We start from the raw sequence: 14,157 nt of genomic DNA, 5'->3' as shown, positions 1-14,157 counted from the left end.
TGCGCTTGCATTTACCATCGGAAAAGATTTAGAATGCGCCAGTTGAAAATAATTCTCAATTAGGATCTGCCCGCGTGACTGTTGATCTCAACCGCATTTCCCGAAAGTGCGAACGCGCTGTCATCACAGCGTATGAAGAGCTGCGGGACGTGGGTCAGCCTGACATTCAGGCTTTCACCGCTTGCACGACCCTTTATCGCATCCACCATCCGGAGGCCTCGCTGAACGAGGCGCGCCGTCTTGTGTCGGAATGGATCGATCATCACATCGTTCGTCAGGACAAGGGCGCGACGCCGGGCTGCAATTGCTGATCTGACAGTTTCGGCATGGAGCGCCGTGGGTGTGCCATGCGGCTGCTCCCTATACGGTAAGTTCACTAGAGCAGAATGAAAAAAGCCGGAGGCAAATGCTCCGGCTTTTTTCATGCGTCATCACACCTTGTCGCGCGACAATCAGCCGCGACGACAGAGCGCTACATAATCGCGCTTGGTTTCACCCACATAAAGCTGACGGGGACGGCCGATACGCTGGCCCGGTTCCTCGATCATCTCACGCCACTGGCTTACCCATCCGACGGTACGGGCCACGGCGAAAAGGACGGTGAACATCGAAGTCGGGATACCCATGGCCTTGAGAATCAGCCCTGAGTAGAAATCCACATTCGGGTAGAGTCGACGCTGTACAAAATAGGGGTCGTTGACGGCAATGCGCTCAAGCTCGGCAGCAAGGTCGAACATGGGGTCGTGCTTGAGGCCGAGTTCGGCCACGACCTCATGATAGGTCTGCTCCATGATTTTCGCGCGTGGGTCGAAATTCTTGTAAACGCGATGGCCGAAACCCATCAGCCTGACGCCGCTATCGCGATTCTTGACCTGCTCGATAAAGGCCGGGATGTTCTCCTTGGAGCCGATCTGCGACAGCATGCCCAGCACCGCTTCGTTGGCGCCGCCATGAGCCGGCCCCCACAGAGCCGCGATACCGGCTGCGATACAGGCAAAAGGATTGGATCCGGTCGATCCGACAAGACGTACGGTCGATGTCGACGCATTCTGCTCATGATCGGCATGAAGGATCAGGATGCGATCGATCGCGCGTGCAAGGACCGGATTGACCTTGTATTCCGCATTCGGCTTGGCAAACAGCATCTTCAGGAAATTTTCCGAGAAGGTCAGGCTGTTATCCGGGTAAACGAAGGGCTCGCCAACCGTGTATTTATAGGCCCAGGCCGCGATGGTCGGAACCTTGGCGATCAGACGGCGGGTCGAGAGATCGCGTGAGGCTTCGTTCGAGATATCGACGGCGTCGGGATAAAAGGCGGAGAGCGCTGCCACGGTGCCGCATAGAATGGCCATGGGATGGGCATCACGCCGGAATCCGTTGAAGAAATTGCGTATCTGCTCGTGCAGAAGCGCCAGCTCCTTCAGATCCTGCTGGAAGCGGTCGTACTCCGCGCGGTTCGGTAGTTCTCCATAGGCAAGGAGATAGGCTGTTTCGGTAAAGCTGGCCTCGGTGGCAAGCTGCTCGATCGGGTAGCCTCTGTGCAGAAGAATCCCTTCATCGCCGTCGATGAACGTGATCGCACTGCGACACGAAGCCGTTTCGCCATATCCCGGATCGAACGAGAACATGCCGGTTTCGGCTGTGAGTTTGCGTATATCCACCACGTCGGGGCCCATCGTGCCCGACAGGATGGGGAAACCGGCCGAGCGCTCGCCTATGCTGAGGGCCGCCGTTGCGGAAGTGGTTCCGGTTGTGTCGTGATCAGCCATAAGAACGCCTTACGAATTGTACCGAGTGGGAGCAATCAACATATGGGTGATGAGTCTCACGGTCGCAGAACGGCTCCGAGCGTTGCCGTGTTCGGAGAGAGTCCGATCCAGTCCGAAGCGATTGTGAAAACCGCCGCAGTTCCCGGCTCGTAGCCTCTCATCAACTCGCGGGCGACAGGGCCGTCGACCGCATTGCTCGCGAGGTGGAGGCAGGTTTCTGCGATCGCCGGATTATGGCCGATCAGTACGAGCGTTCTGATCGTCTCCGGCGTTTCGCGCAGAAGCTCCAGAATGCCATAGGGATCGAGGTCGTAGAGCGCATCGAGCCCGTGAACCACGCGCGTCTCCGGCAGGTGCGCCGCTATGGCTGTGGCGGTCTGTGTCGTGCGCGTGGCGGTGCTATGCCACAGATGCGCCCCTGCAAGATCGATATCGAGCGCCGCCAGTTTTTCTCCGAGATGTTCGGCATCGTGCATGCCGTGCGTCGTCAGAGGTCGCAAGCGGTCGCTGCCGCCCAGGGTTTCGGGGGCAGCCTGGGCGTGCCGGACCAGAATGAGATGATGCGTGGTCATGCGAGCCATCTCCGCTTAGCGCGGGCTGCGCCCTGCGATCGAATCATGATGACGGATCACTTCGCGTATGATGAAGGCAAGAAACTTTTCCGCGAAGTCGGGGTCGAGGCGCGCGGATACGGCCAGTTGGCGCAGTCGCTCGATCTGGCGCGCCTCGCGGGCCGGGTCGGCTGCGGGCAGGCCGGATCTGGCCTTGAGTTCCCCGACTGCCTGCGTCTGGCGAAACCGCTCGGCGAGCATATGGATCAGGGCGGCATCGATATTGTCGATGCTCTGTCTGTGCTGTTCGAGGAGGGCACGGGTTTCTTGTTCAGACATCGAGATCAATCCAGGCAAGATGGCCGCCTTTTCCGGCGCCAAGGTCAGTAAAAATAGCGCGTCCCCCGCTTCGACCGTCGCGTATCCAGGGGCGGCCATCGGTCGAGCGCCGGTCATGGCCGCAATAGACCACATGCCCCTCAGGTATATGATCGATCCAGCGCAATCTGCGTTCGGGATAGCCATCGGGCTGCATGCGTCCAGTCGTCTCGCCGAAGAGGGCGCGCGACAGAAGTGACGTCATGGGGCCAAGAGCGGGCGGCGGACTCTCGAAAAGCATGTCAGTATGAAATCCGCCATGAACGAAAATCAGCGTATCGTGTATGATCCAGGCAGGTGCATCGGCAATGGCCTCATAGGCCCGCTCGCGCAGACCGGCCTGTACCGGGCCCGAGAGCTGACGAAGCGTTTCTTCGAGAGGCGGGTCGCGCCTGAGGCGTCTCCCTTCGAGCGCACGCCCCAGCTTGCGGTCGTGATTGCCGAGAATGAACAGACCGCGCCCGTCATCTATCAGATCGAGCATGAGCCGGAGCGTACCCGCACTGTCCGGCCCATGATCGACCAGATCGCCCAGCTGGATGATAAAGCGATCCGTAGCAACGGCATGCTCGAACGCCGTGAGGTCTCCATGCACGTCTCCCACCACGCGTAATCCGCGACCGGCACTCAACTGCGACAGATCGGGCATGGGAGGGGGAGAAGAGGAAATCGGTCCGGCCTTTCAGTGTGCTGCCCTGTCGAAACGGCCATTATGGGCCGCATCGGGGGAAAAACACAATAAAGACATGGTTATAACCTGGTTCCCTCGTGCGTCTCTCTTCGTTTCGTTCAGCGGCCCGCAAGTCCGGCGGCCGATGCGCCGTTTTCGGCAAAGGAAGCGGCGAGCGCCAGATCGACCGACAGGACCTGACTGACGCCACGTTCCTGCATCGTGACACCGAACAGACGGTCCATGTGGGCCATCGTCAGCTGATGGTGGGTAACGATGAGGAAGCGTGTCTGGGCCTCTTCGGCCATATCCTTGAGAAGGCTGCACAGGCGTTCGACATTTGCGTCGTCGAGAGGGGCGTCCACCTCGTCGAGAATACATAAGGGCGAGGGCTGACAGCGGAAAGTCGCAAAAATCAGCGAGAGCGCCGTCAGGGCCTGCTCCCCGCCCGAAAGCAGTGACAGTGTCGAGAGCTTCTTGCCCGGCGGCTGGGCAAAGATTTCCAGCCCGGCTTCCAGTGGGTCGTCGCTGCCCACAAGCCCAAGATGGGCCTTGCCACCATTGAACATGCGGCTGAACAGGGACTGGAAGTGGCGGTCGACCTCAACGAAAATGGCCTGGAGACGCTCGCGCCCTTCTTTCTTGAGCATGTTGATCGATCCACGCAGACGCGCGATGGCGGAATCGAGTTCCTGATGCTCGTGGGCAAGATGGCTGGCCTGTGCTTCTGCCTCGCTATATTCCTGCTCGGCGAGGAGATTGACCGGGCCGAGTGCTTCGCGCTCCTTCTGGTTGCGTGCAAGGCGGCGTTTGAGCGCGCTTTCGCTCTGGTCGCTGCTGGCGGTATCGGCAAGAGGCTGGCCGGATGCCGTCGTCGGGGGGGCGGGGGGCGTCTCGTCGAGCGTTTCGAATTGTTTGCGCGCCTGATCCAGACGTTCCTGAAGACGTATGACCGTTTCACGCGCCTGCGCGCACCGCTCGTCTTCCTGCTGTCTCGTCCGGGCGAGAACGTCGATGGCGTTTTCGAGTGCACTCAGGGTCTGGGCTGCCTCGTCGTAATCACGTTCGGCGGCTTCAAGTGCGTGGGTATTCTCGTTTGCCTGCGTTCGCAGCCTGTCATGTTCGGCATCGATGCTCGCGCGCTCTTCCTGAGCGGCACGAACACGGGTTTCCAGCCGAATGAAATCGTCGTCCAGCGTTGCGCCCAGAGCCGTTGCCTCGGCAAGTCTGCGGACGATCTGCTCCTTTTCCTGCTCGGTGCGCGACAGGTCGCTCTCAGCCTGACGTTGCGCTTCGTAGCACAGGCGGTTCCGCTCCCGCTGGGCGGTTTCCGCCGATTGGGCATCGTGCAGCGACTGTTCAAGCGGTGTCAGATCCGGGATGGAAGCAAGGCTGGCCCGTTGCTCCCTGAGGGACGTGCGTGTCTGTTCAAGCGCGGCGCGGCGCGGCAGCAGCGCCGAGAGGCGGCTCGATACGCTCAGCCTGAGGTCGCGACGTTCCTGAAGGGCGTGCTCATCGGCCCCGATCACCTGCCTGAGAGCAGTCAGTGTCGTGTCGGTGGTGATGAAAAGATGCTCGACGGTCTGAAGCGCACGATGAGCTTCTTCCTTCGCGCGGTGGGTTGCTTCCGCTTCGCGTCCCGGATCGATTTTCTCGAGCGCCTGTTTTTCGTTCTCCAGTCCATCACGATCCTGTCGGGCCTGCGCCAGGACGCCGGAGAGGGTCGACAGTCGCGAGGCATTCGCCTCATCCTGCAGGCGTAGCCGGGTGGCTTCGTCGCGCGCGGTACGATAGGCGCTTTCAGCAAGACGCAGCGCCTTCAGCGCCTCTTCGTTCGTCTTGCGTGCCTGGGAAAGGGTCTGACGCAGGATATCGGCTTTGGCCGCGAGAGCCTGCGCGTCGGGTAACGCAGAGAGGGCTTCATCGGCTGCGGTAACACGCTTTTCGGCCTGCTCGTACTGCACCTGGGCTTCAGCAAGAGCGTGATCGTTCTGTGCAATCTGACCGAGATAACGCTCATGCTGGGCCAGAAACGCAGCTTCCTCCTGACGGGCACGTGAAAGGGTTTTCTCGGCGTGCTGAAGATGCGCGCGTAGCGATGCAAGCTCGTTGGCGCGCGCCTCCTCTTCACATCTTGCTGTGTTCAGAAGCTCGGAGAGGGCCGGCAGACGCGACGAGGCTTCGTCACATTCGGCCTCTACCGTGCGTAATGCAGCGAGATGTTCGACACGACCGAGCGCCGTGGAGGGAAGATCTCCGGCAGCGCGATACCCGTCCCATCGCCAGAGCGCACCGTCGCGGCTTACCAGACTCTGACCTGCGCTCAGCTGGGGGTGAAGGGCCTCACCCTGCGCGCTGTCGGTAACGATCCCTATATGGGCGAGGCAGCGTGAGAGAGCCGGTGGTGCATCGAGCAGTGTAGCAAGAGCCGTAACGCCACCGGGAAGCGGTGCATGCCCGACGGCTGGGAGCTGGAGCCATGCGCGGTTCTGCGCCGGGTCAAGGGAGGCTTCGAGCGTCTGGTCGAATGCGGAGGCGACTGCGCGTTCCAGTCCGACCGGAACCGACAGCGCGTCGAGGAGTGAATCCGGCAGACCGTCCGAGGGCAGACTCGTGCGCAAGGCATCCAGTCGGGCCTGCAGCGCCAGATGGGCGGCGCGGGCTTCACGCAAGGATTTTTCAGCGTTTTCATGCGCGGTGCGCGCTGTGTCACGGTTTCGAGCCGCGATGTCGATACGATTGGCGAGGTCCGCGCTTTCGTCCTGAGCGCTCTTGCGACGGGTTGAGAGGTCTGCGCCTGCCGTCTCATCCGGGCGACCTGCCTCGATCGTGTTACGTGCGCTCCGTAATGTCTCGATCTGGGCCCTGTAGCGCGAGACAGCCGCTTGAGCCTGTTTCTGTTCGTTGGTGAGCAAACGACGTTGCTGATCGATTCCCTGCATATCGGCTTCATGACGTCTCAGCGTCTGATCGCTTTCTGTAAGGGTCGATTGCGCCTCTGCTGCTGCATTGCGTGCTGCATCGCATGACTGACGCAGGCTTTCGACCTGCACCTCGCCTGCTTCAAGCACTGCGCTTCCAGGCCGCGCCTTAAGGAGTGCCTCATGCTCGCCCGCATATTTGTCGAGCTGGGCCGTCAGGCTGGCAAGCCGGGTTGCGAGGCGTTCAGTCGCCTCTCGGTGATCCTGTGCCGCATTCTGCGCCTGCGCAGCGGCCTGACCTGCCCTGGCATAGCCAAGGCGGGCGTCCTGCACGGCAGCTGTCAGACGTTCGTATTCGGCCGTGCAGGCATCGCGTTCCCTGCGTTTGGCCTCGAGCGCCTGCTCCAGGCTGGCGAGCCCGGTTTCATCGGGCAGGGATGACTGCAACTCGGTAATGGAGTGTGCCAGCGTCTGTTCTTCGTCATCGAGCGCCGCCAGGCGGGTATCGATCGTTTCGTAATCCGCTTCGAGCTTCTGGGCCGCCAGACGCTGGGTCATGAGTGTTTCGGCACATTGCGCGCGCTGCGTCTCGCAATTTGCAAGCGCAATAGCGCTAGCCGATCTGGCTTCGCGCAGCGCAGTCAGTTCGTCCGGCAGGGTCGCGAGTGCTGCGTCTAGACGATGCTGCTCGGTGGTGAGCATATCCAGTCGCGCGGCCAGCTCGTCGCGTCGTGACCGGGCCAGGGCGTGATCGCTCAGATCCTGTTCGCAGCGACGCTGGTTGTCATCGCGTTTTGCCTGCGTCTGGTTGAGCGACAGGCGGGTCGTTTCAGCAAGTACACGCAGCCTGTCACGCGCTTCGCGCAGGGTATCGACCGTCTCGCGCAGGGCATGACAGCGTGCCTTGCCGGTCTCGCCCTCCTGTGTCGCTTCGAGCGACAGGGCTGCGGCGTCGTCGCGCTCTTTCTCGGCTGCATGGAGCATTTCCTGCGTGCGGTCCACCAGATCGCGCGCGCGGCTGTAGATCAGCCAGGCAAGGCGCTGTTCATCCTCGCGAATGGCATCTGACAGGCTGCGATAGCTACGGGCCTGTACCGATTGGGCTTCGAGCGTTGCAAGGCGGGCTTCGATCTGCTGTCGCAGGTCTTCAGAGCGCTCCATATTCGCTTCGGCCTGACGCAGCTTGAGCTCCGCATCGTGACGTCTGGCGTGGAGACCGGTGATGCCGGCGGCTTCTTCCAGGAGTGAGCGTCGTTCTTCCGGTTTGGCGCTGATCAATGCGCTGACGCGGTTCTGGCTGACGATAGACGAGCTGCGTGCGCCAGATGAGAGATCGGCAAACATCGTGGTGACATCGCGCGCGCGAAGGGCACGGCCATTGAGCCTGAAATCGCTCCCCGAGCCTCGTTCCGCACGGCGGCAGATTTCGAGCCCCTCGGCCTCGCTGAAAGGAGGTGGGGCAAGGCCCGTAGCCTCGTCGAGCCAGAGGGTGACCTCGGCCAGAGAACGCGCGGGGCGGGCACTCGTCCCAGCAAAGATCAGGTCATCGAGCTCCCCACCGCGCAGCGCGCGAGCGGAGCTCTCTCCCATAGCCCAGCGAAGGGCCTCGACAACATTGGATTTGCCACATCCATTCGGCCCGACAATACCTGTCAGGCCGGGAAGGATATCTATCGTGGCAGGATCGGCGAAACTCTTGAAACCCGCTATCCGCAGGCGCGTGATCTTGGCTGACATACGCGAAAAGCGGGGTCCTCTGCTTAGCCGCCGGCCTTCTTGACCTCGGCCTCGAAGGCTTCATAGGTCAGGAGTTCCTGATTGTAGGGCTGGTTGTTGAACATGAAGAAGGGGGTGCCCCCGATATTGTACTTGGCCTGATCGGCGTCCTGCTGCGCAACAAGCGCCTGACGGAAAGCGTCGTCGCCGTCGATTTTCGCGAACTGCTCCGCCGAGATCCCGGCAAGGGCGGCCATCTGCTGGATCTGCTTCTTGGGGTCGATGTCACGCGCAAAAGCCCAGCGATCCTGGCTTGAGAGTATGGAATTGACGAACGGCACATAGCGATCGACGGGCAGAGACCGCGCAACCATGGCGCCGAGCAGGGCGATCTGGTCGAGGGGGAAATCGTGATAGACGTAAAATACCTTGCCGGTATCGATCAGGTTTTTCTTCACATCCTGAAAAACCGTCATCTCGAAATGGGCGCAATGGGTGCAGGTGAGGGAGAACCACTCATTGACCGTGACCGGCGCTTTCGGATTACCGAGTGTGCGCGGTGTCAGGCGGGCATCTTCTGCGCGAGCCTTCGGCATGAGGGCGAGGGCAGGAATGGCTGCCAGGAAACTGCGCCGGTACAAAGACATGAAGAACACTCCCCGAAGATAATATCGAAGTTTTGAAAACCGTCTGCGCGTCCCCGTCAAGGGGCGGCGTGCCCGCGAAGGGCAAACCGCACGGTCGGCCCCTTACCGGCCCGCTCTCCTTCGACTGCAGAAGCCGGTTTGCGGGAGCGGGCAGGTTCGCCTTCGGATGTGACCGAACAGGGGCGTGATTGACCTGGGAAATGCCTAGCGTGATTCCTCACCACGATGGGTCGAGGGCGTATCGCGACGCACCCAGTCGGCCGGTACGCGCATTCTCAGTGCCCGGATATGACGTGCATCGGCATCGGTGACACGAAAGACCAGACCGCTTTCATGCGTGAAGACCTCGCCCCGGATCGGCACGTGACCGGCAAGACGGAAAACCAGCCCGCCGACCGTTTCGATTTCGGCCTCTCGCTCGGCCTCTGTCAGGACAGGGCCCATGAAACCTTCGAGCTCGTCTACGGGGAGACGGGCATCGAGATCGAATGAGCCATCGGCACGCTCCGAGATCATGGCCGAGACCGGCTCGTCATGCTCGTCGGAAATGTCGCCCACAATGGTCTCGACCAGGTCCTCGATCGTGACCAGACCGTCCACCCCGCCATATTCGTCGATCACCAGCGCCAGATGGGTGCGTCGCTGGCGCATCTGAAGCAGCAGGTCGAGTACCGGAATCTGCGGCGCGACCATCAGAGGCTGCCGAAGCAGAGGCTCGATATCGAAGGCGTCTGACGTGCCGATATAGGCAATCAGATCCTTGACGTGGATCATCCCGATGACGTTGTCGAGATGGTCGCGATAGACCGGCACACGCGAATGGTTCTCGCGCCGCATGAAATCGAGCGCTTCATCGAGCGTGATATCTGCGGGCATCGAGACGATGTCGGCACGCGGCACCATCACGTCATCTGCGGTTTTCTCGCGCAGATGAAGCACGTTGGTGATGAGCGCACGCTCCTGCCTGTCCAGCTCCGGGCGGGTGCCTGTTTCCGGATGGGGCGTGGCGGCTTCTTCGACAAGGGCCGCGATGGAGAGGCGCAGGCCCTGTTCGCGCCCCTTGCGATTGAAAATGCCGAAAAGCCCTTTTGCCGGGCGCTGGCGATGGTCGTCGCTCTCGCTCATGCGCCGCGCCCTCCACCCAGACGCCAGGGATTGGGAATCCCCAGACGAGCAAGAATGCGGGATTCGGTCATTTCCATCAGGCGTGCCTCATCGGGACGGTGATGGTCGTGACCGGCCAGATGCAGCAATCCGTGGATGACCAGATGGGCGAAATGATGCGGAAATTTCTTGCCGCTCGCCTTGGCTTCCCGGCGTACAGTTTCATAGGCCAGCGCGATATCGCCATCGCCGAACGCGCCGTTCTCCTCGAATGTGAGAACATTGGTCGGTTTGTTCTTGTCGCGAAACGTGGCGTTAAGCGCCTTGATCGCGTGATCGCCTGCCAGAAGAAAGGCAGGGACGCGATCGCGATCCAGCCAGGGCCAGCTTGCCTCCAGGCAGCGCGCCACGAGCGCCTCCAGATTGGGCACGCTGGCACGCCAGCGGCGATCGGCCACGATGAGATCGAGACGTGAACGAAGCGCCGCCCTCCCGATAGAGGACGGTTCTTCGGCGGATGGGGTCAAACTACTTCGAGGTTCCATTGTATTCCCGGCGCGACCTGCCTCGGGAGTAATCCCGTGCCGCAGCCACTCGTTGATCATAAGCGTCCACGATGCGTGCCACCAGCGGGTGACGCACGACATCAGCAGACTCAAAACGGGTAATACCAATTCCCGGCAGGCCTTCAAGGGTCTCGACCGCCTCACGCAGGCCCGATGCGACGCCCGAGGGCAGATCGATCTGGCTGAGATCGCCGGTAATCACCATACGAGCGCCCTGTCCCATGCGGGTCAGGAACATCTTCATCTGGGCCGGGGTGGTGTTCTGTGCCTCGTCGAGAATGACGAAGGCATGAGCAAGGGTGCGTCCGCGCATGAAGGCGAGCGGCGCCACCTCGATTTCGCCATTGGCCATGCGACGGGCGACCTGATCGCCCGGCAGCATATCGTTCAGCGCATCGTAAAGCGGCCGCAGATACGGATCGATTTTCTCCCGCAGATCGCCGGGCAGGAAGCCGAGGCGTTCGCCGGCTTCAACGGCCGGACGCGAGAGAATGATGCGATCGACCTGACCGGCCTGAAGCATCGCAACGCCCTGTGCGACGGCCAGATAGGTCTTGCCCGTACCGGCGGGGCCGATGCCGAATGTCAGTTCGGTCTTGGCCAGCATCTGCATATAGGCGGCCTGACCGCGCGAACGGGGTGCAATCGCCCCGCGCTTGGTCTTGATCGCCGGCAGATCGGTGAACGGCGCAGGGCCTTCCGATGCCGGGCGACCGGTCTCGCCTGCGCGTGTCTCGATGCCCGATGCGGCGGCGGAACGATGTTCAGCGGCGCGTGTCGGGCGTGGCAGGGCGGAAAGGCGAATGACGCTATCCACCACGGGACCGTCGATCTTGCCGCCATGTTCGAGCTGGTTGTAAAGCGCCGTTATGGCTGCCTGGGCACGTGCGACGGAGGCCGCTTCACCCGTTATGGCTATCTTGTTGCCGCGACAGGTGAGACGGACGTCGAAACCCTGTTCGAGGCGTATGAGATGGCGGTCGTGATCGCCGAGAAGCTGCTGAAGCAGGATATTATCGCCAAAGCGAAGCGCAGAGGTGCGATGTCCCTGATCCTGAGGAGGGGTATCAGGCGGAAGCTGCCGCCTGGAGTTACGGTCATTGGTCCCGTATTCGGGATGCGACTGGGGTGCCGTGGGGTGGCTCAAGCGCAGACTCTCTCCCGTAAGAGTGTACCAGCCAGCGAATTGGTAAGACGCTGGGTTATCACAACCGGAACGGTCTGACCGATGAGATCATCGGCCCCTTCGACATGGACCGGTTGCAGATAGGGTGAACGTCCGGTGATCTGTCCGGGTTTGCGTCCGCGTCCGGTAAAGAGCACGGGCAACGTCCGGCCGACCATATCGGCGTTGAACGCATCCTGCTGTTCGCGCAGCAAGGCCTGCAGGCGTTGCAGGCGGGCATCCTTGACGGCTTCCTCGACCTGGAAGGGCTGGCCTGCAGCAGGCGTGCCGGGACGGGGCGAGTATTTGAACGAAAAGGCCTGCGCGAAACCGATATCGCGCACGAGCTGCATCGTTGCCTCGAAATCCTCTTCGGTCTCGCCGGGATGGCCGACAATGAAGTCGGAGGACAGGGCCAGATCGGGGCAGGCCTCGCGCAGGCGTGCAATCAGGGCGCGATACTCGTCGCCCGTATGGCCGCGATTCATGGCTTTGAGAATGCGGTCCGATCCCGATTGCACGGGGAGATGCAGAAAAGGCATCAGCGCCGGATTGTCGCGATGGGCGTCGATCAGCGCCTGATCCATGTCGCGCGGATGCGAGGTCATGTACCGTATGCGCTCGAGACCGGGCAGGGCGGCAAGAGCTTTCGCAAGGGTGGGCAGATCGGCCACGCCGCCGTTGCCGTCGTCACCATGATAGGCGTTGACGTTCTGGCCCAGTAGCGTGATTTCGCGCACGCCGCTTTCGACCATACGGCGTGCTTCGGCCAGCACCGATGGCAGCGAGCGGCTGGTCTCTGCGCCGCGCGTATAGGGCACGACACAGAAGGAGCAGAATTTGTCGCAGCCTTCCTGAATGGTGAGGAATGCGGTGAGATTGCCTTCGACCTGCGGTGCCGAATCCTCGGGCAGGAAATCGAATTTCATCTCTACGGGGAAATCCGTATCGATCACCGCCCCGCCGGCTCGGGCTGCGCGAGCCACCATTTCAGGCAGGCGGTGATAGGTTTGCGGACCCAGAACGATGTCGACATAGGGCGCGCGGGCGAGAATTTCCTCGCCTTCCGCCTGGGCGACGCATCCTGCAACGGCGATGATCGAGCGACCCAGCCCCGAAGCTTCACGTTCTTCGCTGATCTTGCGCAGGCGTCCCAGCTCGGAAAACACCTTTTCGGCAGCGCGTTCGCGTATGTGGCAGGTGTTGAGAATGACCATCTCGGCCTGTTCGGGCGAGGTGACGGCCTTGTAGCCGAGCGGCGCCAGAACGTCGGTCATGCGTGCGCTGTCATAGACATTCATCTGACAGCCCCAGGTGATGACATGCAGCCCGCGCGCATTTGTCTGGCTGTCTTTCTGCGCCGGGATATTGCTGTCGCGTGGAGCGTCGACCGTCACGTGTCCTTACCTTTTGCCCTTGGGCCTTGTTCTGCATGAGCCGGCACGGAGCGGGGAAACCCTGTTGCGCCATTTCCGGGTCAGCTCAGTGCATGATGTCTGTCCAGACGACTTTGTAGCCGAAACGATCCGTAAATGCATGGCTAATATTTGATGACAGGCGACCCTGTCGGGCTCCATGACGTGCCCGCAATCGGATATGAGCGATCAGATATGCACGGGCTCGGGGCGGTCGGGATTGTGATGAAGCTGCGCAACGCCAAGCGACACGATTTCCTGCACTGCGGTCGAGAGTTCCTTGCGGCTTGAATAATCGGCAGGGTCGACGGCCGGGTGCAGAATGACGGTTGCGCCGAGCGAGCGCCATTGCGTGACCGACCATATATGCGGCGCAAGCTCCATGTCTCCGTACCAGGCGAGCGCCGTGCGTCGCGCGCGCCCAATGGGCAGGCCATCCAGACGGTCATAGACTATCGATACCGGCTGTATCAGCACGGAGGGTGGCAAGGGCAGGGACGGGTCGACCCGGCTCGGCTTCGCGATGGCGAAGAACGATGACATGAACGGCAGGACATGCGTGCCATCGGTCGATGTGCCCTCGGGGAACAGGATGAGGTTATCGCCATTATTGAGGCGATCCGTCATGGCCTGAAGCTCGCGACCCGTGTTGTTGCGCTGTCTGCTGACGAAAATCGTCCGGCCGAGACGCGCAAGCGTGCCGATCACGGGCCAGTCTGCAATCTGCTGCTTGGCCACGAAGACAGTGGGCAAAATGCCGCCTGCGACGGCGATATCGAGCCAAGAGGAGTGATTGGCCACGAAAATGACCGGTCTCTCGCCCTGTTTGACGGCAATGCTGTCGCGTATCGTTCCGGCCGGTTCACCCACGACGCGCACATGCAGGCCTAGAATACGGCAGATCGTTGCCCAATAAAAACGGGCGAAGACGATCTTCGAAGCGCCCGGGCGTTTGAGAAGCATGCGCTGGGGTATCGAGGCAGCGAGAGTCCACAAACAGGACAGGCTCATGCGCCTGATTGCCCGAAGCCTGCAGATGATGCCATTCCCCAGGGCAGGCTCGAGAGGGGCGGTCCATGAATCGGGGCCGGGTGCGTCACTTGCAGGACGGCGGCGCGTAATCGCGTCTGTCATTGCACAATACCTAACGCGAAACGCGCAAGGCCGACAACAGCGATACAGCGGGGTTTTGATGAAGATTGAACGAAAGCTGTGGATGAGTCCCTCAAGATCAATGGTGTGCAACGCCTTGCAA

Annotated in this window: 12 protein-coding genes; 1 reads left to right on the top strand and 11 read right to left on the bottom strand. The window is 61.4% G+C overall.

Annotated elements, in window-relative coordinates; all coding sequences use genetic code 11:
• Positions 1 to 74: 74 nt before the first annotated feature.
• The gene (locus tag NF685_RS02740) at positions 75 to 311 is read left to right on the top strand and encodes a hypothetical protein (RefSeq protein ID WP_188425311.1); all 237 of its coding nucleotides are present in this window, start codon (positions 75 to 77) and stop codon (positions 309 to 311) included.
• Between the two features lie 141 nt (positions 312 to 452).
• On the opposite strand, the gene NF685_RS02735 is transcribed toward NF685_RS02740, so the two are convergent.
• From NF685_RS02735 to NF685_RS02685, 11 genes are all read right to left on the bottom strand, one after another.
• Positions 453 to 1,769 carry a citrate synthase gene (locus NF685_RS02735; protein WP_222547695.1) on the bottom strand — a complete coding sequence of 439 codons (1,317 nt, stop codon included), beginning with the start codon at positions 1,767 to 1,769 and terminating at the stop codon, positions 453 to 455.
• A gap of 56 nt (positions 1,770 to 1,825) precedes the next feature.
• Positions 1,826 to 2,341, bottom strand: coding sequence for a SixA phosphatase family protein (locus NF685_RS02730; protein WP_252848507.1), 516 nt, complete (start codon positions 2,339 to 2,341; stop codon positions 1,826 to 1,828).
• A 15-nt stretch (positions 2,342 to 2,356) separates the two neighbouring features.
• Positions 2,357 to 2,659, bottom strand: coding sequence for a chorismate mutase (locus tag NF685_RS02725; RefSeq protein WP_222547693.1), 303 nt, complete (start codon positions 2,657 to 2,659; stop codon positions 2,357 to 2,359).
• The gene (locus NF685_RS02720; protein ID WP_222547692.1) at positions 2,652 to 3,347 is read right to left on the bottom strand and encodes a metallophosphoesterase; all 696 of its coding nucleotides are present in this window, start codon (positions 3,345 to 3,347) and stop codon (positions 2,652 to 2,654) included. The genes NF685_RS02725 and NF685_RS02720 overlap by 8 nt, the downstream gene beginning before the upstream one ends.
• Positions 3,348 to 3,487: 140 nt before the next feature.
• A complete protein-coding gene (locus NF685_RS02715; RefSeq protein WP_252848506.1) occupies positions 3,488 to 8,026 on the bottom strand; it encodes an AAA family ATPase in 4,539 nt (1,512 codons plus the stop codon).
• Positions 8,027 to 8,049: 23 nt separating this feature from the next.
• On the bottom strand, positions 8,050 to 8,652 hold the full coding sequence (locus NF685_RS02710) for a thioredoxin domain-containing protein (protein ID WP_252848505.1): 603 nt from the start codon (positions 8,650 to 8,652) through the stop codon (positions 8,050 to 8,052).
• A gap of 204 nt (positions 8,653 to 8,856) precedes the next feature.
• Positions 8,857 to 9,777 (bottom strand): hemolysin family protein, encoded by a 921-nt coding sequence (locus NF685_RS02705; protein ID WP_222547689.1) that lies wholly within the window; start codon positions 9,775 to 9,777, stop codon positions 8,857 to 8,859.
• Positions 9,774 to 10,283, bottom strand: coding sequence for an rRNA maturation RNase YbeY (ybeY, locus tag NF685_RS02700; protein ID WP_252848504.1), 510 nt, complete (start codon positions 10,281 to 10,283; stop codon positions 9,774 to 9,776). The genes NF685_RS02705 and ybeY overlap by 4 nt, the downstream gene beginning before the upstream one ends.
• 1 nt (position 10,284) lies before the next feature.
• Positions 10,285 to 11,334 (bottom strand): PhoH family protein, encoded by a 1,050-nt coding sequence (locus tag NF685_RS02695; RefSeq protein WP_252848805.1) that lies wholly within the window; start codon positions 11,332 to 11,334, stop codon positions 10,285 to 10,287.
• Positions 11,335 to 11,465: 131 nt separating this feature from the next.
• Positions 11,466 to 12,854 (bottom strand): tRNA (N6-isopentenyl adenosine(37)-C2)-methylthiotransferase MiaB, encoded by a 1,389-nt coding sequence (gene miaB, locus NF685_RS02690; protein WP_252848804.1) that lies wholly within the window; start codon positions 12,852 to 12,854, stop codon positions 11,466 to 11,468.
• Positions 12,855 to 13,091: 237 nt separating this feature from the next.
• Positions 13,092 to 14,036 (bottom strand): lysophospholipid acyltransferase family protein, encoded by a 945-nt coding sequence (locus tag NF685_RS02685; protein ID WP_252848503.1) that lies wholly within the window; start codon positions 14,034 to 14,036, stop codon positions 13,092 to 13,094.
• Between the last annotated feature and the right edge of the window lie 121 nt (positions 14,037 to 14,157).

Origin of the sequence: Asaia lannensis NBRC 102526 (genome assembly GCF_024054035.1) — a bacterium.
GTDB classification, from domain to species: Bacteria; Pseudomonadota; Alphaproteobacteria; order Acetobacterales; family Acetobacteraceae; genus Asaia; species Asaia lannensis.
Note: the sequence above shows the minus strand (reverse complement) of the source record. Positions and strands in the feature narration are given on the sequence as shown.